Source organism: Sporosarcina sp. SAFN-015, assembly GCF_051966875.1.
Taxonomy (GTDB): domain Bacteria; phylum Bacillota; class Bacilli; order Bacillales_A; family Planococcaceae; genus Sporosarcina.
This window is the reverse complement of record NZ_JBQCKP010000001.1, coordinates 334471-359322: the sequence shown is the minus strand read 5'-3', so window position 1 is coordinate 359322 and position 24852 is coordinate 334471. Positions and strand designations below refer to the sequence as shown.

The 24852-nt window shown below is 47.2% G+C and carries 27 protein-coding genes and 1 pseudogene; 19 read left to right on the top strand and 9 right to left on the bottom strand.

Annotated elements, in window-relative coordinates; translation table 11 throughout:
• The first annotated feature begins 132 nt into the window (after positions 1-132).
• The 9 genes from ACTHPA_RS01625 to ACTHPA_RS01585 all read left to right on the top strand — a co-directional run bounded on the left by ACTHPA_RS01625 (position 133) and on the right by ACTHPA_RS01585 (position 10218).
• Positions 133-2082, top strand: coding sequence for a cation:proton antiporter (locus ACTHPA_RS01625; protein WP_440498311.1), 1950 nt, complete (start codon positions 133-135; stop codon positions 2080-2082).
• Positions 2083-2175: 93 nt separating this feature from the next.
• The gene (locus ACTHPA_RS01620; RefSeq protein WP_440498310.1) at positions 2176-2739 is read left to right on the top strand and encodes an NADPH-dependent FMN reductase; all 564 of its coding nucleotides are present in this window, start codon (positions 2176-2178) and stop codon (positions 2737-2739) included.
• A 369-nt stretch (positions 2740-3108) separates the two neighbouring features.
• On the top strand, positions 3109-5277 hold the full coding sequence (locus tag ACTHPA_RS01615) for a DNA topoisomerase III (protein ID WP_440498309.1): 2169 nt from the start codon (positions 3109-3111) through the stop codon (positions 5275-5277).
• A gap of 208 nt (positions 5278-5485) precedes the next feature.
• Entirely contained in the window at positions 5486-6085 is a 600-nt protein-coding gene (locus tag ACTHPA_RS01610) for a hypothetical protein (protein WP_440498308.1), read from the top strand.
• 58 nt (positions 6086-6143) lie between these two features.
• Positions 6144-6635, top strand: coding sequence for a Cys-tRNA(Pro) deacylase (ybaK, locus tag ACTHPA_RS01605; RefSeq protein WP_440498307.1), 492 nt, complete (start codon positions 6144-6146; stop codon positions 6633-6635).
• Positions 6636-6728: 93 nt separating this feature from the next.
• The gene (locus ACTHPA_RS01600) at positions 6729-7367 is read left to right on the top strand and encodes a YczE/YyaS/YitT family protein (protein ID WP_440498306.1); all 639 of its coding nucleotides are present in this window, start codon (positions 6729-6731) and stop codon (positions 7365-7367) included.
• Positions 7364-8536: a hypothetical protein gene (locus ACTHPA_RS01595; protein WP_440498305.1), complete on the top strand. Its 1173-nt coding sequence runs from the start codon at positions 7364-7366 to the stop codon at positions 8534-8536. The genes ACTHPA_RS01600 and ACTHPA_RS01595 overlap by 4 nt, the downstream gene beginning before the upstream one ends.
• Positions 8537-8608: 72 nt before the next feature.
• Positions 8609-9799, top strand: coding sequence for a glycine C-acetyltransferase (locus ACTHPA_RS01590; RefSeq protein ID WP_440498304.1), 1191 nt, complete (start codon positions 8609-8611; stop codon positions 9797-9799).
• Between the two features lie 134 nt (positions 9800-9933).
• Complete coding sequence (locus ACTHPA_RS01585; RefSeq protein WP_440498303.1) at positions 9934-10218, top strand: DUF6958 family protein; 285 nt, start codon at positions 9934-9936, stop codon at positions 10216-10218.
• Positions 10219-10284: 66 nt separating this feature from the next.
• Here the strand turns inward: ACTHPA_RS01585 and ACTHPA_RS01580 are convergent, their stop codons facing one another.
• A complete protein-coding gene (locus ACTHPA_RS01580; RefSeq protein WP_440498302.1) occupies positions 10285-10455 on the bottom strand; it encodes a hypothetical protein in 171 nt (56 codons plus the stop codon).
• Positions 10456-10458: 3 nt separating this feature from the next.
• Entirely contained in the window at positions 10459-11115 is a 657-nt protein-coding gene (locus tag ACTHPA_RS01575) for a hypothetical protein (RefSeq protein ID WP_440498301.1), read from the bottom strand.
• A 190-nt stretch (positions 11116-11305) separates the two neighbouring features.
• On the opposite strand from ACTHPA_RS01575, the gene ACTHPA_RS01570 reads away from it, so the two are divergent.
• Positions 11306-12250: an L-threonine 3-dehydrogenase gene (locus tag ACTHPA_RS01570; RefSeq protein ID WP_440498300.1), complete on the top strand. Its 945-nt coding sequence runs from the start codon at positions 11306-11308 to the stop codon at positions 12248-12250.
• A 109-nt stretch (positions 12251-12359) separates the two neighbouring features.
• On the opposite strand, the gene ACTHPA_RS01565 is transcribed toward ACTHPA_RS01570, so the two are convergent.
• From ACTHPA_RS01565 to thiD, 4 genes are all read right to left on the bottom strand, one after another.
• Positions 12360-13712 (bottom strand): YjiH family protein, encoded by a 1353-nt coding sequence (locus ACTHPA_RS01565; RefSeq protein ID WP_440498299.1) that lies wholly within the window; start codon positions 13710-13712, stop codon positions 12360-12362.
• A gap of 175 nt (positions 13713-13887) precedes the next feature.
• The gene (gene bshB2, locus ACTHPA_RS01560) at positions 13888-14571 is read right to left on the bottom strand and encodes a bacillithiol biosynthesis deacetylase BshB2 (protein WP_440498298.1); all 684 of its coding nucleotides are present in this window, start codon (positions 14569-14571) and stop codon (positions 13888-13890) included.
• Positions 14572-14599: 28 nt separating this feature from the next.
• On the bottom strand, positions 14600-14950 hold the full coding sequence (locus ACTHPA_RS01555; RefSeq protein WP_440498297.1) for a YojF family protein: 351 nt from the start codon (positions 14948-14950) through the stop codon (positions 14600-14602).
• Positions 14951-15404: 454 nt separating this feature from the next.
• Positions 15405-16238: a bifunctional hydroxymethylpyrimidine kinase/phosphomethylpyrimidine kinase gene (gene thiD / locus ACTHPA_RS01550; RefSeq protein ID WP_440498296.1), complete on the bottom strand. Its 834-nt coding sequence runs from the start codon at positions 16236-16238 to the stop codon at positions 15405-15407.
• A 254-nt stretch (positions 16239-16492) separates the two neighbouring features.
• Here thiD and ACTHPA_RS01545 point away from each other — a divergent pair, with 254 nt between their 5' ends.
• The 6 genes from ACTHPA_RS01545 to ACTHPA_RS01520 all read left to right on the top strand — a co-directional run bounded on the left by ACTHPA_RS01545 (position 16493) and on the right by ACTHPA_RS01520 (position 20386).
• Positions 16493-17251 carry a DUF4230 domain-containing protein gene (locus tag ACTHPA_RS01545; RefSeq protein WP_440498295.1) on the top strand — a complete coding sequence of 253 codons (759 nt, stop codon included), beginning with the start codon at positions 16493-16495 and terminating at the stop codon, positions 17249-17251.
• 5 nt (positions 17252-17256) lie between these two features.
• On the top strand, positions 17257-17943 hold the full coding sequence (locus ACTHPA_RS01540; protein ID WP_440498294.1) for a uracil-DNA glycosylase: 687 nt from the start codon (positions 17257-17259) through the stop codon (positions 17941-17943).
• Between the two features lie 16 nt (positions 17944-17959).
• Entirely contained in the window at positions 17960-18136 is a 177-nt protein-coding gene (locus ACTHPA_RS01535; RefSeq protein ID WP_440498293.1) for a uracil-DNA glycosylase, read from the top strand.
• A complete protein-coding gene (locus tag ACTHPA_RS01530) occupies positions 18133-18393 on the top strand; it encodes a YwdI family protein (protein ID WP_440498292.1) in 261 nt (86 codons plus the stop codon). The genes ACTHPA_RS01535 and ACTHPA_RS01530 overlap by 4 nt, the downstream gene beginning before the upstream one ends.
• Before the next feature lie 282 nt (positions 18394-18675).
• Complete coding sequence (locus ACTHPA_RS01525) at positions 18676-19056, top strand: DUF423 domain-containing protein (RefSeq protein WP_440498291.1); 381 nt, start codon at positions 18676-18678, stop codon at positions 19054-19056.
• Between the two features lie 283 nt (positions 19057-19339).
• On the top strand, positions 19340-20386 hold the full coding sequence (locus tag ACTHPA_RS01520; RefSeq protein WP_440498290.1) for a beta-carotene 15,15'-monooxygenase: 1047 nt from the start codon (positions 19340-19342) through the stop codon (positions 20384-20386).
• A gap of 50 nt (positions 20387-20436) precedes the next feature.
• Here the strand turns inward: ACTHPA_RS01520 and ACTHPA_RS01515 are convergent, their stop codons facing one another.
• Positions 20437-20787, bottom strand: a complete 351-nt coding sequence (locus ACTHPA_RS01515) for a spore coat protein GerQ (protein WP_440498289.1) — start codon at positions 20785-20787, stop codon at positions 20437-20439.
• Between the two features lie 19 nt (positions 20788-20806).
• Positions 20807-21120: pseudogene (locus ACTHPA_RS01510) on the bottom strand (cell wall hydrolase).
• Positions 21121-21206: 86 nt separating this feature from the next.
• Here ACTHPA_RS01510 and ACTHPA_RS01505 point away from each other — a divergent pair.
• Positions 21207-22058 (top strand): aminopeptidase, encoded by an 852-nt coding sequence (locus ACTHPA_RS01505; RefSeq protein ID WP_440498288.1) that lies wholly within the window; start codon positions 21207-21209, stop codon positions 22056-22058.
• Between the two features lie 85 nt (positions 22059-22143).
• Positions 22144-22917: an alpha/beta fold hydrolase gene (locus tag ACTHPA_RS01500; protein WP_440498287.1), complete on the top strand. Its 774-nt coding sequence runs from the start codon at positions 22144-22146 to the stop codon at positions 22915-22917.
• A gap of 147 nt (positions 22918-23064) precedes the next feature.
• On the opposite strand, the gene hemQ is transcribed toward ACTHPA_RS01500, so the two are convergent.
• Entirely contained in the window at positions 23065-23814 is a 750-nt protein-coding gene (hemQ, locus tag ACTHPA_RS01495; protein WP_440498286.1) for a hydrogen peroxide-dependent heme synthase, read from the bottom strand.
• A gap of 192 nt (positions 23815-24006) precedes the next feature.
• Here hemQ and ACTHPA_RS01490 point away from each other — a divergent pair, with 192 nt between their 5' ends.
• Positions 24007-24840, top strand: a complete 834-nt coding sequence (locus tag ACTHPA_RS01490; RefSeq protein WP_440498285.1) for a lipoate--protein ligase family protein — start codon at positions 24007-24009, stop codon at positions 24838-24840.
• Positions 24841-24852: the final 12 nt, after the last annotated feature.

Here is a 24852-nt window from a genome sequence, read left to right as displayed (position 1 = left end):
TTCTATTCCTGTGTATAAACTACTCTCCTTTTCACCCTATGTTTGGAAAAAACGAGTTATGTACAAATACGTGGAATGAAAAAGGAAATGTGGTAAACTATCATTTATTCTTTAGGAAACGGGGTATTTCCATTGTTCGATTCTTTATTGTTCGATTTGATGCTCGTCATCTTAATCGGGATGCTTTCCCAATGGGTTGCGTGGAAATACCGCATGCCTGCGATCGTCGTCATGGCGCTTGCAGGATTGCTCGTCGGACCGGTATTCGGCCTGATCAATCCGCAGGAAAGCATGGGGGAGCTGTTTGGCCCGATCATTACATTTGCGGTCGCAATCATCCTTTTTGAAGGAAGCTTGAATCTAGATATTCGCGAAATTAAAGGGTTCAGCAAGCCGGTCGGAAGGATAGTCACAATCGGGGCGTTCATCGCTTGGATAGCAGGATCTCTTGCGGCACATTATTTAGCGGGCCTTTCATGGGAAGTTGCTTTCATCATCGGCGGTCTGTTCATCGTAACTGGACCAACAGTGATTTTGCCTTTATTGCGGCAAGCGAGGTTGAAACCGCGGCCTGCGGCAATCTTAAAATGGGAAGGGATTGTCGTTGATCCGTTCGGGGCATTGCTCGCCGTATTTGCATTTGAATTCATTAAATTTATCAACGCCGAAGTGACATTGAAATCGCTATTGCTCTTCTTCGCAGCTTCTGCGTTCGCAGTCATTCTTGGGTGGTTTGCGGCAGTGATTATAGGAAACGCTTTTGAGCGGGGAAGCATCCCTGAGTTTTTAAAAGCACCGATTCTTTTCGTCGTCGTGCTGTTCACGTTTGTTTTTGCGGATGAAATCATGCATGAAACAGGCTTGCTTGCCGTTACGGCAATGGGGATGAAAATGGCGAATATGCGTCTGACGACGTTGAATGATGTGCGTCATTTCAAGGAGAATATTTCTGTACTGCTCATCTCGGGCATTTTCGTCATGCTAACCGCGTCACTTGATCCGAAAATATTAATTGAAATTTTCAACCCTGCGATCATGCTTTATGTGGCAGCAATGCTTTTTGTCGTTCGGCCGCTGTCGATTTGGATATCCACAATCGGGACGGACTTGAATGTGAGGGAGAAGCTGCTGATCGGATGGATTGCGCCGAGGGGAATCGTGGCGCTTACCGTGTCAGGATATTTTGCCGGCATATTGCTTGAAAATGGATATGAAGATGCAGAGCTGCTCACCGCTCTGACATTTGCGCTTGTTCTTTCAACGGTTGTTCTACACGGATTCTCCATCGGGTTTATTGCCAAGAAACTGAACTTGACGACGACAGATGAGTCTGGTGTCGCAATTATCGGCGGAACGCGGTTTGCGGCTGAGTTGGCACAATCGATTAAGGATACAGGCAATGAAGTGCTGCTTGTCGATCAGTCGTGGGCGGCACTTGCGGACGCGAGAAGGCGTGGACTGGATAGTTATGTAGGGGATATTTTGTCCGAACAGATCGAGTACCATATCGACTTGACGCCTTATCGGTACATGTTGGCGATGACGAAGATGGATTTGTATAACGCGCATGTTTGTGCAGATTTTGCACCGGATCTCGGGCGTGATCATTTATTCCAAACGGCATTCCACGTCGGGAATGATGTAGAGGCGTTTACAATTTTAGGTGGACAGACGCTGTTTTCTCCGTCAATCTCGATTTATAGCTTGGAAGAGCGGGTGCATGCAGGTCATGTCATCCGGAAGACTCTTATTACAAAGCAATATAGCTACACGCAATATTTGCGTGAACGTGATGATAAATCGATTCTGCTTTATATTCTTCGGTCGGATGGGGCGATTGAATTTTTCACGCCAAACGTTGAATTGCAGGCAAGTGCAGGGGATGCGATTATTGCACTGACATCTCCGGCGAAGACGATTGAACGGGTGAAGGAGCGTTTGGAAGGGGAAAATGGCGATACGGCAATCCCCTATGAAAAACTGGAAGAGTTGTTCACCGATGATTCCACTTCAGGCAAGCGGGACATTCCGGGAGAAGCGCCGAAGTCGAACGGGGACTCTAAAACAACCATCTCCGAGTGACAGCCGCTCGGGCCATAAGTCTGTTTATGGGCAATCGTACCAATCGTTATGGTACGATTGTCTTTGTGAAAACAGCTATTAGGAGGATGACCAGTGAAAGTTTTGTTTGTGGACGGGACCATTATCGGCAGCAAAACGGGCGCAGTGCTTGATACGGTCGAACAGTATGTAAGAGATAGTAGTGGGGATTTCCAAATTGAACGTATGAATATGGCGGATTATGATCATCAATTCGTCGATGGACGTCCGTCGGAACAATATAATAAGGACATGCAGGAAATGGTTCGAAAGTTTGAAGAGGCTGATGCGTATATTATTGCCACACCAATCTTCCAAGGCTCCATTCCGGGTGTGCTGAAAAATGCATTTGATATGCTGCATCCGCATGCGATGCGCTACAAGCCGGTTTCAATCGTAGCGAACGGCGGTACATACCAGCATCATCTTGTTCCTGAGAATCAGCTGAAGCCGATTTTAGATTACTTCCGCTGTCTCGTAACACCGAATTTCGTCTATACCCATTCGGGTCATTTCGATCAGGATAACCGGATCATCGATGAAGACGTGCACAATCGTTTGCGCGAATTGGCAAGAGTGTTCGCGAAGTATGCAGAGATGAGTCAAAATCTTTCGAAGGATATATTGGACGCGAACTGAACGTGAGCGATAAAGGGCTGTCCAGAAAGTCGGAAAACGACTTTCTGTGACAGCTTTTTTAGTGAGAGAGGTCTGCGTCCAAAGCGAGTCATCGCGCGTCCAAAGTGGGTCGCCGCGCGTCCAAAGCGAGTCATCGCGCGTCCAAAGCAATCCGCCGCGCGTCCAAAGCGATTCGCCGCGCGTCCAAAGTGGGTCGTCGCGCGTCCAAAGTGATTTGCTGCGCGTCCAAAGTGGGTCGCCGCGCGTCCAAAGCGATTCGCCGCGCGTCCAAAGCGAGGCATCGCGCGTCCAAAGCACATCAATTTCACTAGACATGCAACAGAAGACGTTCTCCCTTATAATAAAAATATGTAGAAAGGGGATTTAATCATGTCCAAATCAGTAGTGTTGGCCGAAAAGCCGTCCGTTGCGAGGGATATCGCGCGGGTGCTTGGCTGTAATAAAAAAGGCAATGGCTTTTTAGAAGGCCAAAAATATATTGTCACATGGGCGCTCGGCCATCTTGTGACACACGCAGATCCGGAAGGGTACGGCAATGAATACAAGGAATGGAAGATGGAATACTTGCCGATCATTCCAGATCCATTTAAGCTGACTCCGATCCGCCAGACAACGAAACAGTTCAATGCTGTAAAAGCACAGCTTCGACGGAATGATGTGAAGGACATCATCATCGCGACGGATGCAGGACGGGAAGGGGAGCTTGTCGCTCGATGGATCTTGGAAATGGCGAAGAACCGTAAGCCTGTGAAGCGTCTATGGATATCATCCGTTACCGATAAAGCGATAAAAGATGGATTCAACAATTTAAAAGACGGCCGCCAATACGAAAACTTATATGAAGCGGCGGTTGCGCGTGCAGAGGCGGACTGGGTCGTCGGCATTAACGCAACACGTGCGTTGACAGTGAAATACAATGCGCAATTATCGACAGGGCGTGTCCAGACGCCGACACTCGCCATGATTGCGGAGCGGGAAAAGCAAATTCGGGAATTCAAGCCGAAATCGTTTTATGGTTTGCAAGCGTTGACCGAAACAGCGAGATTCACATGGTCCGATAAGGCGGGGCAGACACAGTCGTTCAACAAAGACACAATTGAAAAATTGCTGGCACGTCTCGATGGGGTTCATTCCGGAAAAGTGAAGGATGTCAAAACGACTCCGAAGCAACAGCCGGCTCCTCCTTTATTCGACTTGACGGAGCTGCAGAAGGAAGCGCATCGGCGTTGGAGCTGGTCAGCGAAAGAGACGTTGTCGACATTACAAAATCTATATGAACGACATAAAGCAGTTACGTACCCGCGGACAGATTCGAAGCATTTAACGTCGGATATGGCGGGCACATTGAAAGAGCGCATCAAAGCGGTCGACATCGGGCCATACCGGAAGTCGGTCAATGTATTGTTGCGGTCGAATTCAGTCAAGCCGCAGAAGGGCGTCATTGACGACAAGCGCGTATCCGATCACCATGCGATCATCCCGACGGAGGAGACGCCGATCTATCAAAACTTGTCCGATAAGGAGCAACGCTTGTACGATTTAATTGTCAAGCGCTTCCTTGCCGTCTTCTTCGGCCCGTTCCGCTATGATCAAGTAACTGCAGAGCTTGAAGTAGGCGGAGAAATGTTCAAAGCGAAAGGAAGGACGGTCACGGACGAAGGGTGGAAAGCGGTTTATTCCACGGATGAGGAAGAGGAAGATACGGACCGGTTGCCAGCTTTCACGAAAGGTGCCGAAGTGAAGATTCGTGCCATCGTCATGACAGAAGGGCAGACAAAACCGCCAGCACGTTTCAATGAAGGGACATTGCTTGCGGCAATGGAAAACCCAGCGCAGTTCATGGCGGGTGAATCAAAAGATCTGATCAAGACGCTTGGCGACACAGGCGGCCTTGGAACGGTTGCGACGCGTGCTGATATTATCGAAAAGCTGTTCAGCTCATTCGTCATTGAAAAAAAGGGGAATGACATCTTCACGACTTCGAAAGGAAGACAACTGCTTGAACTCGTTCCGGAAGATTTGAAGTCCCCGGCTTTGACGGCTGAATGGGAGCAAAGCTTGACGAAGATTGCCAATGGCAAAATGAAAAAAGATGCGTTCATGAAAGAGATGGTGGCCTTTTCGAAGAAAACCGTCAAAGAAATCAAAACGGACGATAAAAAGTTCAAGCACGATAATGTGACGGGTAAGATGTGCCCGGATTGCGGAAAGCCGTTGCTTGAAGTGAACGGCAAACGCGGCAAGATGCTCGTATGTCAGGACAGGGAATGCGGCCATCGTCGCAATGTATCCCAATTGACGAATGCACGATGCCCAAACTGTAAGAAAAAGCTAGAGCTTCGTGGAGAAGGGGACGGAAGAATTTTCGTCTGCAAATGCGGCTACCGTGAAAAGCTTTCTGCTTTTGAAAAGCGACGCGCTCAATCCGGCGGCAAAAAGGCGGATAAACGCGACGTGCAAAAGTATATGAAAAAGCAGGAGGAAGAGCCTGTGAACACGGCATTGGCGGATGCATTGAAAAAGATGTTCGAGAAGTGATGATGCAGAGCGAAGGGAAAAACGCTAAACTGCTCTTTAAGTAATGGTCGGTAAAAGTGGAAAACTGTCGAAAAAGTAGGCCCAAACAACCAGTCGAAAATACCTTTCGAATAATCAGTCATTGAATCTTTTGCTGGATGTTTTGGTAAGCAATAAATGGCTATAATACTCATAACTGAAAGTGGACACGTATCAGGAGGTGAGTGACATGAATGCCATCATGACGTTTGCATCCGCTGCCGACCAAATGCAGCGGTACGACGCGGTGAGACGCAGGAATGCTGAACAAGCTTATCATCGCCAAGCGGATTACAATGGACGGAACCAAAAAATGCTCGATGACTTGGAAGCATTGCTGACAGGAAAAAAGGAACCGAAAGCTGCGCAAGACAATCGGGAGTTCAAAAAGCTGGATGCAGGACAGGTGAAGCAGATCGCCCTTCCTCTCGGGAAAACGTTAGAGGAGACGATCGATGCGTGGCGGGACGTCCGAAGAGAAGCGATATCAGTCCAGGAGCCGACGACAGCGGATCATCAGCTTGCAGCTACTGCTTCCGCTAAAATCATGGAAACAGAAGCAAGGCTTGCACTCCAAAAGAGGGAGCAATCCCAATTGGAAGCAGAAACGAACCGGGCAAAGACGGAAGTGTTCAAAGTGGCATCCATGGACCTTCCGACTGATTTGGAACGGGAAGTGCTATTGGAGCAAAAACGCTATGCAAAGGCAATTTCCGCTTACTCGATCCAAGTGGAAGCGAAGCGGAATGGGTTTATTGCCGAATGGCCGAATATTAATAGAACAGCCTAATAGGAAGGGTCGCCAGTTAATGGCGGCTTTTCTTCTATTTGCCGAAGGATGTGAATATATGGCGAAGCAAAAGAAATCCGTAAAGACAAATGCGGTAAGACTTTTGGAAAATGAACGAGTGACGTATGAATTGATGGAATATGATATTAATGATGGACAATTGGACGGCGTGTCTGTCGCTGCAAAAACAGGGCAGGCAGAGGAATCGGTCTATAAGACGCTTGTGACGATCGCTGGTCCGCGGGAGCTCTTCGTCTTCATCGTGCCCGTCGCGGAAGAGCTTGACTTAAAAAAAGCTGCGAAGGCGGCAGGCGTGAAGAAGCTCGATATGCTGCCGTTAAAGGATTTGACGAAAGAGACAGGGTACGTCCGTGGAGGTTGTTCGGCAATTGGCATGAAGAAAAAGTATCCGACCGTAATCGATGCTTCGGCTGAACGGCTTGAGCAGTTCGTCGTCAGTGCAGGGAAGCCGGGATTGCAAATGAAATTGTCCCCGGCCGATCTTGCAAGCGTTGCCGACGCGACCTTCAGCGATATTATCAAAGGCTAATCACAAATAACATACCTTCTTGACACATGCTACAATAGTGGAAACAGATAATGACCTATCCATGATAGAGTAGCGGGGGAAAGAAGAGTGCAGATGAGAAAAATTTTTGTATGGAGATGGACATTCTTCCTTGTCGGCGTGATCGTCTTGTCGCTAGGAATTACAATGACAATTAAAGGACACCGTCTCGGCGTTGGACCATGGGATGTTCTGCATATCGGACTGACTCGGAACTTCGGGTTGACGATCGGGACGTGGAGCATCATCCTTGGCTTGATCATCATTGGGGTGACCTCTGTCGTGTTGAAGCAATGGCCGAAAATCGGGACATGGCTGAACATGACCTTGCTTGGTCTTTTTATCGATTTGTTCAACTGGATGTTGCCTGAATTCAATTCAATGACAGGGCAAGTAATCATTTTCACGCTCGGTGTCATCGTCATGTCGTACGGCGTTGGCATTTACGTTGCACCGAATGTCGGTGCAGGTCCGCGCGACGGCCTGATGCTCATCCTTGTTGATAAGCTCGGAATTAGTGTGAAAAAGGTGCGGACGATGATCGAAATCATTGTCGCCGTTGTAGGATGGCTGTTAGGCGGTCCAATAGGTATCGGCACAGTCATCATCGCCTTCCTCATCGGCCAAATCGTCCACTACGCCCTCCCGCAATGTCGCAAACTCCTATTAAAAATTGCAGGGGAAGAAGACGAGCAGGTTTTGTTTATTAAATGAGTTTTATCGAAAGCATGGCAGACAAGCCGTGCTTTTTTTTATTCTTTGGGCATATGGTAGAAAGGCAAGTAGTCAATTGGGAAAGGATGGTCATCATATACGGGACAATAACGGAATACATGGGGACAGCCTATACAGGGCATGGGGTTGCGCATAAATACGACACTTTGATCGCCACCGCTGACAAAACAATCTTTTTAAAAGCGCCGCCGACAAATGCATTAACCAAAGTCTTGAACGATGCGGCAGCTCATTTCATTAAAAGAGGCTACGACGTGGATCGATTCAACAACCCCGTCCAGCCTGACAATACAGATGCCATATTTGTGAAAGATCTTAATTTATTCATTCTCCAAGCGTCCCACCCCGTTTCGCTTGAGCCGACCGAAATTGGCGGACGCCATCACGTCATCAGCTTCTACGATGCGTACGACGAAGAAAAACTGCAAAGCCGCGCCGCCGAAATGGCTGCCATTGCAGAGGAATCGAACGTCATGTTTACGAAAATGATGCAGTCTATGTCCGATGCATTGCGAATCCACGACGATTGGGAGCAAGTGAATATCGTACGGATGATGTGGCATGAACATGAGCAGCTCATTGAATCATTGAAAAATGAACTTTTCGGCACGATGAAGCTGCATAAGACATCGACAGTATCACATCGGATCGCCGGCTCTTTATCGCCAGGAGGGTCCCGTGATTACATTCCTTCCATTACGAGCTGGACGAAGAGAAGGATACTTATGAAAGGGTTGTCCGGAACGGGAAAATCGACGATGTTGAAAACGCTCGGCAAAGAGGCGGAGCGTAGGGGAGTTGACGTGCTTTACGGTTGGTGTGGCCTTGATCCTACAAGCGTCGACATCTTGTTGTTGCCGGAGCTGTCGGTTTGCTTGTTTGACGCGACCCAGCCGCATGAATACGACCCTGAGAGTCCGTTGGATGAAATACTTGATCTCGTTTCGTTATGTACGGAAGATGCGGAAGCAGAAGAGAAGATTGCCGAAATCAGCGGCCGATACAAAGAGAAAATTATGGACGCGACCGGTTATATGCATGCACATGCCCATAGTGAAAACAGGCTGCGCGAAGTTGTCGATCAGGCCATTATAAGGAAATCCTTCGAGGAAAAGACGAAACAACTTTCAAAATGGATTGACGTATAATGCGATTCCTTCTGCGATATGGGTCCTCTTATGCTAAAATGGGGGCATCAATCGTTTGAAAGGAAGATCATTTTGTCAAAAGTGCTCGATGCTTTTTTACAGGAAAATTTACAGGAACTGCGCGACCAAGGCCTTTACAATGTTATCGATCCGGTAGAAGGTCCGAACGGTCCCATCATTACAATTAAGGGGAAAGAGTTAATCAATCTATCCTCGAATAACTATTTAGGGCTTGCAACGAATGAAGATTTGAAAAAGCTCGCGATTGCGGCGACGGAAAAGTATGGCGTCGGTGCGGGAGCAGTACGAACGATTAACGGAACGCTCGATATTCATATTGAACTAGAGAAAAAACTTGCGGAATTCAAGGGGACGGAAGCAGCGATTTCCTACCAATCCGGATTCAACTGTAATATGGCGGCGATTTCTGCGGTCATGAACAAGCAGGACGCTATTCTTTCAGATGAATTGAACCACGCTTCAATCATTGATGGCTGCCGTCTATCCGGCGCAAAAATCATTCGGGTGAAGCACCAAGATATGGACGATTTACGTGCGAAAGCGAAAGAAGCGAAGGAGTCCGGACAATTCGGCAAGCTCATGTATATTACAGACGGCGTATTTTCAATGGATGGCAATATCGCGAAGCTTCCTGAAATTGTAGAGATCGCGAAAGAATTCGATTTGATCACGTATGTCGACGATGCGCACGGGTCAGGCGTAACAGGCAAAGGAAAAGGGACTGTTAAGCATTTCGGGCTTGAAAAAGAGATCGACTTCCAAATCGGTACATTGTCAAAAGCAATCGGCGTTGTCGGTGGCTATGTTGCTGGAACGCAGGCATTGATCGACTGGCTGAAAGTTCGCTCGCGGCCGTTTTTATTCTCCACTGCATTGCCGGCAGGCGACGTAGCTGCAATCATGGGCGCGCTAGATAAAATCACAGAATCTACTGAGCTGCATGATAAGCTATGGGAAAATGGAAACTATTTGAAAGAGGGCCTCAAGCGACTCGGCTTCGACATCGGTGTTTCTGAAACGCCGATCACGCCGTGCATCATCGGCGAAGAGAAATTGACACAACAATTTTCAAAACGGTTGATCGAAGAAGGCGTATATGCCAAGTCGATCGTCTTCCCGACTGTTCAGAAGGGCAAAGGCCGAGTGCGTAATATGCCGACCGCCGCTCACACGAAGGAAATGATCGATGAAGCGCTAGCTATTTACGAGAGAGTAGGAAAAGAGCTCGGCGTCATTTCATAATTTGAAAAATAACTGTCGTGTCGGCGCTTAGCCGATGCGGCAGTTTTTTTCTACAAATCTTTAATAAACGATGATTAACTTTCTACGAAAATGGGAATAGATATAAGTAGGTCACTTTGAAAAGGTGGGGCAATATGCGATACAATGAAAGCGTCCAACTTTTGCAATCAAACGGCAAAGCCGGTGCGTCGATTGTAAAGTATAGATATGACAAGATAAAAAAAGTGATGCTTATGATCATTCGTGAAGCAGGCATCATTTCATTTGAAGAATTATCGAACAGAACGTTACGAAGGTTGACGCCGTTCGATGGAAATAATCAGTGGTATATGGAAGCGATTGTGACGGATCTTGAAGCGAGGGGCCAGTTGGAATGCCCAATGCTCAACGGTCAATTATTCGTGAGAACTGTTCGATAAACGCTTTAAAAAATATGAAAACCCATCTTTGAAAAAGATGGGTTTTCTCTGCGTTCTCTGTTTCATCTACCTCGTCGGCAAGTGGACTTGTTTGGCAATTTCATCGTAGAAGACAGTCGTCAATTCTCCGTTTGGAAGTTCGACGTCATATTGCATCGGTTCATTCGGCCTCATTTCAACAATAAGCCCACGTCTTCCGTCCTTTAATTCTACGTAGGTCTCTTCCATGAAGTCCAATGTTCACACCTCCTCGGTCGAAAAAACTCCTTTCGCCAGTCTTTTCATCATATAATGCACGACATAGCGTTGCATGCCGACTGCATGTTTCGTTGCAAGAACTGTTTCGGAGTTAAATACATCCTCCTGTCCCTGCTTCAACGCCATGACGGCCTTCAAGGAGTGGACCATCCAGGGAGTTCGCACTTTCGACAAAGCTTCGGATGACTTCTCCTTATTATTACTCATTGTATACCCGATTCCCGCATAATAATCACGGTAGAAAGTTGTTGTCATCGATTTTGACGATTCTATCAATCCTCTCCAATCCTTTTGGAATACTAGCAAATTGGCATTATACACATCTTGCACTTCCGCTTGAGGGTAAGATTTCACGATTTTTTTCAATGACTCGATAATCTCTTTATCCGATCCATGAGCCAAAGTATACGCGTAGCTAAAAATCGGTTTACTCCGATGATTCGCCAAATAACGGTCAATCAGTTTCAAACTTTTCGTTTTGTAGATGATATAGAAGGGATAACCCATCGTTAAAATGAAAGTGAACACCATAACGATTGTGAAAACAAGCCACATTTGTAGGCCGGATAAAAATAAAGCAACCGCCAATAATGCGCCGATGATAATAACTAAAATGAGATTGGCATATTTACTGAACATTGTGCACCTCGACGTTTTTCCTCTAGTATACCAGATAAATAAAGGGAAAAGATGATAAGGAAGGAATAGATGTTGTGTTTTACAGGTGCACATAATATAATCTCTTTATATTGATGTGAAAGAGTTTATTATGTTCTGAGAAAAATATGTCCTTTCCATAAACACATTTGACCATTAGGAGGAGTCAGGATTGAAAAAAATCATGGTGACTGGTGCGCTTGGCCAGATCGGTTCAGAATTGATTGGCAAACTGCAAAATGAATATGGCGTGGATAATGTGCTATCGACAGATATACGTCAGCCGCTAGAGCCGATTGCTGGCCCATTTGAAGTACTCGATGTGACGGACGGCAAGAAGATGCACGAAGTGGCGAAAGATTTCGGCGCGGATACAATTATGCACATGGCGGCGCTTTTATCTGCCAAAGCGGAAGAGAATCCTTTGTTTGCATGGAACCTCAACATGGGCGGCCTTATGAATGCGCTTGAAACAGCACGCGAGCTCAATATGCAATTTTTCACGCCTAGCTCGATCGGGGCATTCGGTCCTTCAACTCCGAAGATGAACACTCCTCAAGACACTTTGCAACGGCCGACAACGATGTATGGCGTGAATAAAGTCTCGGGTGAGCTATTATGCGATTATTATTATCACCGATTCGGCGTCGACACGCGCGGCGTGCGTTTCCCGGGATTGATTTCCTATGTGGCGCAGCCGGGTGGGGGAACGACGGATTATGCGGTGGATATTTATTACAAGGCGATTACGGACGGGAAGTACGAGTCATTCATAGCGGAAGGCACATATATGGACATGATGTATATGCCGGATGCATTGCAGGCGATTGTCGATTTGATGGAGTCGAATCCTGCGAAATTGATGCACCGCAATGCCTTCAATGTGACAGCGATGAGCTTCGAGCCAAGTGAAATCGCAGCATCTATCCGCAAGCATATCCCGAATTTTGAAATGACGTATAATGTCGATCCGGTCCGCCAAGCGATTGCCGACAGCTGGCCGAATAGCATTGACCCGTCTGCAGCCGTCGCGGAATGGGGATTCCGAGCGACATACGATTTGGATGCAATGACAGCCGATATGCTGGAAAAATTGAAAAAGAAATTGAATGTTTGATATGAAAAAGACCGCTGATCCGGTAAATGGATCGGCGGTCTTTTTGTTATTGTCTAGCTTCAACGACCAGGCCTGACAGGCATAAGCGGTCGTTTCCGCTTTTCGTTAATTAAAACAGTAAATGTGCAACACCTGCAACAATCGGCAAGGCGATGAGTGTACGCAATAGGAAAATGATAATTAAATCTAGGATATTAATAGGAATTTTCGTCCCAAGAATCAAACCGCCGACTTCGGACATATAAATTAGCTGAACGACTGAAATCGTTGCGATTGTGAACAACGTAATCGGCGATGTAATGGAACCGTCAGCCAAAATGACTGGCAGGAACATATCTGCAAAACCGACGACCATCGTCTGTGCGGCTGCCGCAGCTTCCGGAATGCCCAACACGGAAAGAATCGGTTCAAAAGGTTTTCCTAAAAATGTGAACACACCAGTATATTCGGCCAACATAAGCGCCACCGTACCGAATGCCATAACAACCGGTGCGACGCCGATCCACATATCGAGCACGTTACGCATGCCATCAGTGAAGATCCTGCTGATGGAACGGTTCTTCGAAGCGGTATCCAATGCGTTCTCCAGCCCGTGATTGAATACGTTATAACCTTCAGGAAGTTGCTCATCTTCGCCCGTGAACTCCCGGCCGTCGATATACGCCTCTTTCTTGCTTCTAAGCGGATAAATCCGCGGCATGATGAGCGCTAAAATGACGCCAGTCACCAGTACTGTTGCGTAAAACGGAAGGAAGTAGTTGGACATGCCAACCGTATCGATAATGACGAGTGAAAACGTAATTGAAACGACTGAAAACGTTGTCGCAATGATTGCCGCTTCCCGTTGTGTATAATGGCCATCCTCATACTGCTTGCTCGTCAACAGTACGCCGATCGTACCATCGCCGATCCATGAAGCGAGCGCATCGATGGAGGAACGTCCTGGAAGTTTGAATAATGGACGCATCACCTTCACCATCATCGTACCGAAAAACTCCAAAAGACCAAAATTCAATAATAATGGCAATAAAAGTCCTGCGAAAAGGAAAATCGTAAATAAGAATGAAACAAGACCATCTGGTGCTAGAAGCAGACCACCCGTATTTTCATTCCAAATTGCCTCAGGTCCGATTTGGAAAGTAACCATGATGGCGAAAACAGCTCCGATAATTCGGGTGACGACCCAGAACGGAGTTACTTTGAACAAGCCTTCCATAAGAGAAGGTTTAGAACTGGAACGCGGGATGAATGCATAAACAAGCGATCCAATTGCCGCGATAACAATAATAATCATTGCGGTCATTGGCATAGCGGGTTCGAGCCAGCCGGATAGAATATCCGCAAGCTTTGCAATGGGAACTTTCCATTCTTCTCCGAATTTAAGCGGGATCATGAATAGGATGATACCGAGTATGGATGGAATTAGAAAGTAGAGCCAAGTGGATAAATGATGTTTTTTCAACTCTAGTTTGCTCCTTTATGAATAAAGTATCAATATTGTTGTATAATCATACATACTACCTATTTTTCTGCTAGTTGTAAATATACTGGAACAAAATCACTCTTTTCAGTTTTTTCGTTTTGCTATGTAAATGCCCCGTTTGCTATTGCGAACGGGGCATGATCAGTTGGGATGTTTATTCGAAATCCCGGTCCCATTTGTATGTGAAAAATTTCTCTTCGTGCAGCCATTTTAACGCTTCAGGATCTTTCTCAGCCAGCCTTTTCTCCATATCGCGCATCATCCATACGGTTTGGGAAGCATGCGCATTCAATGTGTTGAGCTTTTTTTGAGCCGCTCCTTCGACGTTATGGAAGACGTCAGGTGTGCCGATCATTTCCGCTGTATTATGTGCGAAAGCGAGCGTATACAGTGTCGGGCGCTCGGATTCTTTCATCCTCCTGACGGCACGGACGACGGCGCGTCCAGTTGCATCGTGGTCTGGGTGGACGGCGAGTCCCGGATAGAATGTGATGATGAGCGACGGATTCGTATCTTCAATTAAATCGGTGACGAGCTTGATCATCTTTTCGTCATCCTCAAATTCTATCGTCTTATCGCGCAAGCCCATCATCCGTAAATCTGTAAGTCCCATCGCGGCTGCGGCATTTTGCAATTCTTGCTTGCGAATTTGCGGCAGCGTTTCGCGGTTAGCGAAAGGGGGATTGCCGAGATTCCGGCCCATCTCGCCTAATGTCAGGCAAGCGTATGTGACGGGAACCCCCATTTCGATATACGTGGAAATCGTACCCGATACGCCGAAAGCTTCGTCGTCCGGGTGCGGGAAAATGACGAGTACGTGGCGTTCTTCTTTAATCATCGATAAGCCTCCTTAACAATCAAACAGCTTAATATGTAAACGGTGTTTCACTAATTTCGAGTGCGACGGCAAGTTTTCCATCAGGGTCGAGCCCAGCCATGAGCAGCCGATCGTGTTCATCGACCGTGTAGTGAGTGATCCCTTGCGCATAAATCCATCCTGACGGCAACTTCAAGCCGACCCGATGCGGCGATTCGCCCGCCACTTTCCCGAGCTCATATTTGACGACGACATTCCGGATGAATGCCCCCGCGTTGAAAAATCCTTCCTTGAAATGGGCTGCATACGCACCATTCGTCGTTTCAAGATGGATGTAAACGTCTTTATTCGCATAGGAATTCAGCAATTCCTGCAACTGATCCGGTTTCACAGGTTCCATGATAAATCCTCCTTCTTACAAAATCACATAACTTCAGTATATAGAAAAGTGAAAATGAATGCGATTGTGGTGCTTGAAACAAAAGCGGAGGGCGCTTGCTCAGGTGCGACAGGCATAAGGCGGACATGCGAAACGGCGCTTTTTGCCGTACAGCATGGCTGACTTATGACCCGAGCAAAACGAACTGCGAAGGGTTCGATTTGCCGTATTTCTGCGCTTTTGGCAGAAATTAAGGCACCCTAATAGCGCCCGGAGTCTAGACGGAACAAAATTACATGGGTCAAAGGTCATGAAATGACAATAAATATGTGAAATTGATCGATAAGTTCTGGGAAATGACCGATAACTTCACCGAATTGACCGATAACCTTCGGGAAATGATCGATATCCGCGGGGAAATGACCGATAACTAAAAAAGGTCAGAAGAGAAAACTCTCTTCTGACCTTCAAGCAATCAAATCTCCGATGCTGTAATATCCGGTGCGCCGATACGGTTTTTTGCGCCGTGCATGACGGGTCCTACATATTCATTCAACTTCCAGCCGTTCGCGATCGCCGCAGTAACGAATTTCTTCGCTTCGATGACGGATTCTTTCACGTCGAGGCCATTCGCGAGGTTTGCTGTAATCGCAGCGGCGAACGTGCAGCCCGCTCCATGATTATAATGCGTAGCCGTTTTTTCCGCTTCGAGCAGCGTGAATGTCTTGCCGTCATAAAATAGATCCGCCGCTTTTTCGTGCTGAAGCTGTTTGCCGCCTTTGATGACGACGTTGCGTGCGCCAAGTGAATGGATCTTTTCGGCTACCGATTTCATTTGCTCAATGGTAGATGGTGTTTTCATGCTCGCCAATTGTCCTGCTTCGAACAAGTTCGGCGTTACGATTTCGGCTTTTGGAAGCAAATATTGCACCATAGCGTCGACAGTTCCCGGATTGAGAACTTCGTCTTCGCCTTTACAAACCATGACGGGATCGATGACGACGTGGTTGAGTCCGGACTCCGCAATCGCCTCGCCCGCAGTTTGGATGACTTCCTCCGTACTAAGCATGCCTGTTTTAATCGCGTCGATGCCTGTCGAAAGGGCTGTTTTCAGTTGCGCTTTCAACACATCAATCGGAAGTGAATAGACGTTATGGCTCCAATTGTTGTCGGGATCCATCGTCACAACAACCGTCAAAGCTGTCATGCCGTATGTGCCGTGTTCTTGGAATGTTTTCAGGTCGGCTTGAATTCCCGCCCCGCCTGACGTATCTGATCCTGCAATGGTCAATGTCTTTTTCAAAGTCATAGCTGGAAGTCTCCTTTATGTTGGATTGCCTTCGCTTTTAATACTAATCAAATTGATGAAAAAATACAATTATTGCAATCGTATGGCGGTTTCTGCGGGATTATGGAGAATTATGCATGTTTACGAGTTTTCGAATGAAAAGCGGATGGCTCTATGCTTATCTGTTGTCCGCTGCGAAACTTTTAGATACGCTAAACGTACAACTATAAGTAAAAATGTGCGATTACAAGTGTCGAAGGAAGGTGAAAAAGGGTATGGAAGATAAAAAGAAATTGCAGGAAATTGAAAAACTGCTGAAAGAATTGAAGGCGTCAGATTCGGAGAGTGCGGTCACAGTGGAAGAGGCGCTCGGCCGCAAACGAAAATCTTGGCGTCCGCGCATGCCGTTCAGATTCCTTTCAATGTGGAAGCGATCGGCAATTTTGCTGGCCGTGCTTCTCCTGCTCGCCGTCATTTCCCTTCCGTTCATCGCTTTTCAATTTTTAAAACTAGGGAGCACCTTCACGGAACAGAAAGGTGTATTCCTCGAACAAATACAAGAGCTGAACGAAATGGCAACAGCGGAAGCGTATACGAAAGTCATCGTCGAACGACAGGACAATCAACTGTTTGGACAAAGCATCGGATTAAATGTGCCGGGGACAAAGCGGCAACTGCTCGTCGTCATACCGGGATCGGTGAAGGCGGGCGTTGACTTGTCCGAGCTAACAGAAAAAGATGTAATCATAGATGAAAAGAATAAGACGGCGAAGCTCATTTTGCCGCCTGCTACCTTCCTCGGGGGAGCGGAAATTTATTTTGATCAAGTCGAAGTCTATTCATACGAAGGCGTTTTCCGTCAAAAGGCAGATATAAAAGAAGCGTACGAGTTGGCAGCTGAGGCGAAAGAGCTTATCGTCGAGGAAGCGACCGGCCAAGGAGTTTTGAAGACGGCGCAATTCAATGCCGAAAAGACGTTATCGGAAATGTTCTCATTCGCGGGATATGACGTGACGATCGAATTCAAGGAGTGAGATGCTTGCAGAAAAAGAGGTTCGGCAATGATTGGGATGAAGTGCTTGCGGAGCAATTCCAGAAACCGTACTACTTGCAACTTCGCGATTTTCTAAAAAAAGAATATGAATGCCAGAATGTGTACCCACTCATGGAAGATATGTGGACAGCTTTCAAACTGACACCTTTCAAGAATGTGAAAGTTGTAATTTTAGGTCAGGATCCATATCATGGGCCTGGACAAGCGCATGGCCTCAGCTTTTCGGTTAAGCCTGGCGTCAAGATTCCGCCGAGCTTGCGGAATATGTTCAAGGAATTGCAGTCCGACATCGGATGCGATATTCCCGAAAATGGGACGTTGACTGGCTGGGCGAAGCAAGGCGTACTTATGTTGAACACTGTTCTGACAGTGAGGGAAGGGCAGGCGCATTCTCACCGGAAGCAAGGGTGGGAGCAATTCACCGACGAAGTGATCCGACGCTTATCCGAACGCGATGAGCCGGTCGTCTTTATCCTTTGGGGGCGCCCGGCGCAGGAGAAGAAGAAGCTGATCGATTTGCAAAAAAACGCCATCATTGAAGCCGTCCATCCGAGTCCGCTTAGCGCAAGCCGCGGCTTTTTCGGCAGTCAGCCCTATTCCAAGGCGAATGCCATTTTGGAAGGGTGGAATGAAACGCCGATCGACTGGTGCCGGACAGACGAAGGGATGTAAGGGAAGAGGTGGCCGCATGGCTGTAAATTGTTTTCGTTGTCAATACTTTTTCGTAACATGGGATCCGAAAAGCCCGCGTGGCTGCAAGGCATATGGTTTTAAAACAAGGGAACTGCCGTCAATCGTTGTCAGACGATCATCCGGCATGGAATGCATGAAATTCGAACCGAAGAAAGGGGATGCAAGAAGATGATTTCAACCGAACGGATCATTGAGGAAATGCAACGCCAGCTGAATTACGCAAAATCTGCAGAAGACGACCAAGCCGTCCGAGAGGCGTTGACGGCGATTCGGGCGCTCTGCCAAGTCGTTCTCGTCAGTGATCAGAAAGACGAACCGATTATTACGCCGAGAACGATGGCGATTTCCCATCAGCCGAGAATTTCTTCATTGGAAAGCAGGCCGCTTGAGGAAGAGGATGCAAACGGCGGCTCGATCTTCGACTTTTAATTGGTAATAAATCAATTACGCCTCGGCGTAATTGCGTCCGGATTTTTATTGAGCTTGCTCGATAAACTCCTTTAAAAATCTGTGGCATCCGCCGGAGGCTAACTTAATTCAGCCGGGGCAAGAATACCTGCTGAATCGTAGATATATCTGTATCCATCCTTCCGTGTTGGAAGTAGGATGACTTCGGTTGAATTAAGTTGCCGTCCTTTCACTGTGAATGGGCGGCAAAAATGTTTATCATAGAAGTAGAACTTTTATTTCAAGCGGAAAGTAGGAAACCATATGCCATTTTTCATTATCGCGGGTGCTGTCAATGCAGCCCTTGCCGTAGCTCTCGGCGCGTTCGGCGCGCATGCATTGAAAGAGCGTCTTTCTGAACGGTATCTCGCTATTTGGGAAACAGCCGTCCAATACCAAATGTTCCATGCAATCGGACTTATCGCAGTCGGCATCCTTATGAGCACATCGCTCTTCGGCCCGTCGACCACTTTGTCATGGGCAGGCTATCTATTGCTCGCCGGCATCATCATCTTCTCCGGCAGCCTATACGTTTTGAGCCTATCCGGCATCGGCATTTTAGGCGCTATCACCCCAATCGGCGGCGTCGCCTTTATCGTCGGCTGGATCATGCTTATCATTGCAACAGTAAAGTTCGGAAAGTGAATTGGAAACGGTCTGAAGAGCATCAGTTCTTCAGACCGTTTTTTTTGAATCGCGTCATAGGGAAGGGAGGGAGGAGGGGTGTCCCGCGTTCATAGAATCGGCTCGCGCGCTCAAGAACTCGAATCCGCGCTCAAGAATCCCACCCGAGCGCTCAAGAACTCGAATCCGCGCTCAAGAATCCGCCCGCGTGCTCAAGATCATAAAAACCTCCATAAATCTGTCAAAACTATCCTGTGATTGTATTCGCACTCTTTAGTAAACTAGTAGAAAAGGGGGAGATTCCATGGTATTGACCCGACTACGTTCAAAGCAAAGTTTGTTTGCTGCATTGCTGCTTCTCGTTCTTGTTAGTAATTATTTAGCGTACCGGCTGCCTGCGATTCCGATGCCGGACGATTCCCGGGCAGTTGTGATCGGTTCGCTGTTGGATTTGGCGATTGTTGCGCCGCTTCTAATTTTGGCGATGACGCGCAAGAAAGGCTTTACGCTGAAACGATTCATTACATTTATGGTGATTGGGCTTGTTGCAGCGAGGTTCATTATTCCTCATGAATATTTTGAGCCATTCAAATTCATCCCATATGCTGCAATTGGGCTTGAAGGATTGATTGTACTTGCGGAAATTGGGCTTCTTTTCCTGTTAGTCAAACATCTGCCTGGCATTGTAAGAGAGTTGAAACAGGGAAACAATAGTGGTTTATTCGCCTTTCCTTCGCTCGTCAAAGAAAGGGTGTCGTCCCATCCGCTCATTTCCATCATCGCTGCGGAATCGCTCATGTTCTACTATGCTTTCGCTTCTTGGAAAAGGAAACCACCCACAGGGGAGACGCTCTTTTCCTTGCACCAGAAAACGAGTATGCTCGCCTTCAACATTATGCTTATCCATGCCATCGTCATAGAAACGATCGGCATCCATTGGTGGCTTCATGGGAAATCAATGATTTTGTCCATCGTACTGCTCATCTTGAATATTTATTCGGTCATCTATTTTATTGCGGATATTCAAACTGTACGACTGAATCCATTGGCAGTGAAAGAAAATCGAATGCACATTTCCCTTGGACTCGGGAAACGTATGGAAATTCCTTTTGACGCGATTGATAAAATCGAATGGTTTGAAGATGCGGCAAAGTGCAACCTGAAGTCGAAAGGTCTGATCGAGTTCATTGCGCGGGATATGGAGGAAGCGAAGCCGAATTGTGTCCTTCATTTCAAGGAGCCGCTGAAGGCGACTTTGTTTATGGGAATGGAGAAGAAATTCAATATGGCTGCAATCCGTTTGGATGAACCGGATCGTTTCCGGGACGTGCTTGAGGAGAAGTTGGGATAATGAAAAAAGTCTTCCACTGCCGTGTTGGCAAGGGAAGACTTTTGTTCGGTTTAAAGTCCGGGTTGCTGATTAAAGTAATTCAATTCCTCGTTAAACTCCGCATAGTCGAAATAAATCATAGGCATCAAATAACGTTTGCCGGTAGCTGTGCTCAAGATAACGTGATCTCGACCTGCAGCTTCTACCACCCCCGGGATTGCTAGCGTATTCTTTCCGGGTTCGACGGCATGTTCGAAAGAGAAATGGAATATGCCGGGTTTGCCCCTGTTGAGGCGGAGGATATTTTCAATATACGACTCCTCCCTGAATGGTGGCCGACCTGCTGCAGGAATCTGTGGCGGCGTTGTAGGCATTTGCATTTGTGGTTGTTGAAAACCGGGATAATAATAATATTGGACCATTTTTTCATCCTTTCAATTTTTAGACTTGTGGACAATCTTGTTCGGTAGGGGAATAGAAGCAGTGCGCTTTGTATCTTCCAGTATTCCATTGATTGTGCCATTGGGCTGGGCAGGTTCCAGAAGGTTGGAAAAACCAAAGTGACCTCGTTGCCGGCTGAAACCGTTCGCCTTCAACATTGCTTCTCGCAAGCTTCACGTACTGATCGCGCGCGAGTTGATAAAAGTAGCATTTCCGACCATGAGCATCCCAAGCTGTCCATCGCCCTCTGCTTCAACCCGCATCAGCCTTGCTGACAAATCAATTTCACTGTTTGTGGCTTTTAATACTGCCACGACATAACCCCCTCGGTTCCACCTTATGCATTTCCACCTTCGTTGATGACTGAAAAATATGTATACTAGTAGTGGGGGGAGAGTATATGCATATTGAAAATGATATTCCGGTATTCCTTGATTTTTGGGAAGCCAAAGAACAGCCGACGCTATCGGATTTGGAATCATATCTAAATAGCAATGAAAAAGTGTACGAAAAATATTTTCCGATTCATTGTCCAAGGACGGAAGAGCGCTTGTCAGCTGCTTTACAGAAATACGAAGCCAAGATGGATGACATCCGTTCCACTTCTGCCAGTTTGCCAGGCATTATTCGGGAAGTGGATGAGACGTACGAGCAATCATTCGGGTTAGGCTTAGATCTTTCGTTAAAATTGATGGTCGGCACATTCGGTTCAAATGCCTTCGTTACGAGGGAAAATCGCCGCGAAATCTATTTTGCTGTCGAGAAGCTATCCGCCGAGCGAAATCATTTGAAAGTGATCACTGCGCATGAAATCGGTCATGTGGCACATTTTGCAATGGCCACACGCAATGGGCTGGATTGGTCAACCGTCGATTGGGGACATGGTTTGACGACGCTATTTACGGAAGGAGCCGCCACGTATTTATCGAAGCGGACAGTCCCGGGACTTCCGGAGCCGGTCTATTTTACATACGACGATGAAGGCGATCCGTGGGTGAAATGTTATGAGGACAATAAACTTGAGGTAAAGCGGCGATTTTTGGAAGACGCAGTCGGGGATTGGGACATGACGAAGGAAAAAGAATGGTTCCGTCTATCGGGCGGCAGCTATTTCGGTTACAACCGCCTTGGTTATTTACTCGGCACAGACTATGTTGAACAACTCGTTGAGCGGATTGGCGAAGATGCGGCATTGACGTTTTGGAATGGGAATGATTTGAAGGCGGATATGATGGAATGGTTGCGGAAATAAAAAGCGAAGAGCCGTCTAGGCTCTTTTTTTATTTATTGAAATAAGGGTATGGATAGGCAAAGTGCTTTTTCGGAGGAGTGGTATGATGCCTATATTGAACACGGATGGTATAGAGATTTATTATCAGGAGGAAGGGGATGGCTTTCCGCTTTTATTGTTGCACGGCTTGACGAGCAATAGTGAGATGTTTCGGCATGAAATCGATCAATTTAAAAATAACTACCGGGTCGTAGCGCCTGATGCCCGTGGACATGGGAATTCAGAGAAGCCGCCGCACTATGAATTGGAAGATCATATCCGGGATACAATCGCGCTCGTCGATCATCTTGGACTGGATTCGTTTTACATGATCGGCGTGTCGATGGGGAGTTACATAGCGCAAGGGGTTGCCATCGAATTGGGCAACCGGGTGAAGAAGCTCGTGCTTGTCGCAACGAAATCCCACGGCGAACAGGCTTCCATGGAAGAGCTTTACGATCGCCATGCTGATGAAATGAAAGGCATGACGCCGATCGATAAAATGGTTGCCGCCTCGAAATATATGTTTCATAACCAAAAGGCGGTCGGGAAATGGCTGCATGAAACTGCGGAGCATAGTGAACAATTGACGTTGCATGAACAAGCCATCGCATCGAAGGCGTTGGAAGGATTCGATTTCCGGAACGATTTGCATCGCATCAGTGCCGAGACACTCGTCATCGGCGGTCTGTACGACGGATTGAATCCTCCTGATTACGGAAAAGAGACTGCTGAACTTATTCCAGCAGGCGCATTCTTGGAATTCAAATTATCTGGCCATGCACCGAATGTCGAGCAGCCGCGCTTGTTCATGGAAGTCGTCACGAACTTTTTGGAATGATGGAATTGTCTGTTCAGGCGAATGAGCCATCAGTACGGGCGGTTGGTGAGCGATATCAGGCGTTCGTTTGATTCAATCAGGCGGTTAGCATACAACATCAGGCGATATAGAACATAAAAAAGAGCCTCTATTTAGAGGCTCTTTCCCTTATACTGTGAAAAACGACTTTTTCTTCTCTCCATCGAGCAATGTGCCGATGAAGAACGAACCGAACACGCCGTAGCGCGCGCTCACTTCATCGAAGCGCATTTCATAAACTAACTTCTTGAATTGGAGTACATCATCCGAGAATAATGTAACGCCCCATTCGAAATCATCGAAACCGACAGAACCGGAGATGATCTGTTTCACTTTGCCAGCGTATCCGCGGCCGATCATTCCGTGGCTGCGCATCAATGCCTTGCGATCGTCCATGCTAAGCATGTACCAGTTGTCTTCGCCTTCACGTTTTTTGTCCATCGGGTAGAAGCAGATGTATTGGTTGCGCGGAAGTTCTGGATATAGACGTCCTCGCACATACGGGTTTTGATACGGATCTTCATCAGACTCGCCTGCAAGATAATTGGACAATTCTACGACAGATACGTATGAGTAAGCTGGAACCGTGTAATCTGCGATCGTCAATTTATTGAATTCAGCTTCAAGCTCCTGCAGTTCGTCAATCGTCGGACGCAATGTCATAAGCATGAAATCCGCTTTTTGACCAACAACCGTGTAAAACGCATGGCTGCCTGTCTTCGCGTCATCCGCTTGCTGAAGTTTATCTAAATAGGCCATGAATTCCTCGACAGCTGCTTGACGTTCCTCTTTTGAAATCAACTTCCATGACGCCCAATCCATCGTGCGGAAATCATGGAGCACATACCATCCATCGAGTGTAATTGCTGCTTCGTTCATATGAATTCAAACTCCTTTATTCGTGAATTTAATTCTACCCCTAGTGTAGCATAATGAATGTGAAAACACGGTTCCTAAGCAAAGAAGTCATACAATCGACAAGAATGAATGACTGTTCCCGCCAATGGAACTGGTGTATGCTTATATCGGTAAAATTTTCAGCATGCAAAAAGATGACCAGGAGAATTTAAAATGTCCAATTTACAACTCCCAAAATGGCGTTTCATCGACGAATCGATGACCGCAAAAAATAGATCGGCCCTTGAATCGTTCGCGATGGACGATACGCTCTGCCATCTCGTCGGACAAATTAGGACGGTGCCGACCGTCCGCACGTGGGTGCATGATGAAACAGTCGTACTCGGGATCCAAGACCATCGGCTGCCCCATATTGAAGAAGCGTTGCCCCTCCTCCAAGAAGCCGGTTATAAAACGATTGTCCGGAATTCGGGTGGTCTCGCGGTCGTTCTGGATGAAGGCGTACTTAATATTTCCATCGTCCTTTCTGAACAGGAAGGGTCCATCGATATTCCGGAAGGGTACGAAGCGATGGTGGAATTTGTTCGCATGCTCTTCCCGGAAGTGGCTGAACAGATCGAAGCGTATGAAATTGTCGGTTCCTACTGCCCGGGTACGTATGATTTGAGCATCGGCGGCAGGAAGTTCGCGGGAATTTCGCAACGCCGATTGCGCCAAGGCGTCGCGATCCAAGTGTACTTGTGCGTGGAAGGCAGCGGTTCTGAGCGCGCCCGCCTCATTCGCGATTTATACGAAACGGGTCTTCAAGGTGAACAGACGAAGTTCGTCTATCCGGACATCCGACCGGAAGTGATGGCATCGCTGTCGGAATTGATCGGCGAGCCGTTGACGGTGAATGAAGTCGGCATCCGCGTCCAACTGTTGCTTCGGGCACTTTCCGAGAAGGAAGTGCAAGTGGGCGGCCTCACGCCGGAAGAGATGGAGCTTTATTTGTTTTATTTGAACCGAGTCGTTGAGCGGAACCAGAAAATGCTTGCGCGAGGTTGATGACAAATGAAA

Coding starts and splice junctions, on each gene's coding strand:
- ACTHPA_RS01615 (WP_440498309.1), top strand. CDS start 3,109: ATGTCCAAATCAGTAGTGTTGGCCGAAAAGCCGTCCGTTGCGAGGGAT.
- ACTHPA_RS01610 (WP_440498308.1), top strand. CDS start 5,486: ATGAATGCCATCATGACGTTTGCATCCGCTGCCGACCAAATGCAGCGG.
- ybaK (WP_440498307.1), top strand. CDS start 6,144: ATGGCGAAGCAAAAGAAATCCGTAAAGACAAATGCGGTAAGACTTTTG.
- ACTHPA_RS01600 (WP_440498306.1), top strand. CDS start 6,729: ATGAGAAAAATTTTTGTATGGAGATGGACATTCTTCCTTGTCGGCGTG.
- ACTHPA_RS01595 (WP_440498305.1), top strand. CDS start 7,364: ATGAGTTTTATCGAAAGCATGGCAGACAAGCCGTGCTTTTTTTTATTC.
- ACTHPA_RS01585 (WP_440498303.1), top strand. CDS start 9,934: ATGCGATACAATGAAAGCGTCCAACTTTTGCAATCAAACGGCAAAGCC.
- ACTHPA_RS01575 (WP_440498301.1), bottom strand. CDS start 11,115: ATGTTCAGTAAATATGCCAATCTCATTTTAGTTATTATCATCGGCGCA.
- bshB2 (WP_440498298.1), bottom strand. CDS start 14,571: ATGATTAAAGAAGAACGCCACGTACTCGTCATTTTCCCGCACCCGGAC.
- ACTHPA_RS01555 (WP_440498297.1), bottom strand. CDS start 14,950: ATGGAACCTGTGAAACCGGATCAGTTGCAGGAATTGCTGAATTCCTAT.
- thiD (WP_440498296.1), bottom strand. CDS start 16,238: ATGACTTTGAAAAAGACATTGACCATTGCAGGATCAGATACGTCAGGC.
- ACTHPA_RS01545 (WP_440498295.1), top strand. CDS start 16,493: ATGGAAGATAAAAAGAAATTGCAGGAAATTGAAAAACTGCTGAAAGAA.
- ACTHPA_RS01535 (WP_440498293.1), top strand. CDS start 17,960: ATGGCTGTAAATTGTTTTCGTTGTCAATACTTTTTCGTAACATGGGAT.
- ACTHPA_RS01530 (WP_440498292.1), top strand. CDS start 18,133: ATGATTTCAACCGAACGGATCATTGAGGAAATGCAACGCCAGCTGAAT.
- ACTHPA_RS01525 (WP_440498291.1), top strand. CDS start 18,676: ATGCCATTTTTCATTATCGCGGGTGCTGTCAATGCAGCCCTTGCCGTA.
- ACTHPA_RS01520 (WP_440498290.1), top strand. CDS start 19,340: ATGGTATTGACCCGACTACGTTCAAAGCAAAGTTTGTTTGCTGCATTG.
- ACTHPA_RS01515 (WP_440498289.1), bottom strand. CDS start 20,787: ATGGTCCAATATTATTATTATCCCGGTTTTCAACAACCACAAATGCAA.
- ACTHPA_RS01505 (WP_440498288.1), top strand. CDS start 21,207: ATGCATATTGAAAATGATATTCCGGTATTCCTTGATTTTTGGGAAGCC.
- ACTHPA_RS01500 (WP_440498287.1), top strand. CDS start 22,144: ATGCCTATATTGAACACGGATGGTATAGAGATTTATTATCAGGAGGAA.
- hemQ (WP_440498286.1), bottom strand. CDS start 23,814: ATGAACGAAGCAGCAATTACACTCGATGGATGGTATGTGCTCCATGAT.
- ACTHPA_RS01490 (WP_440498285.1), top strand. CDS start 24,007: ATGTCCAATTTACAACTCCCAAAATGGCGTTTCATCGACGAATCGATG.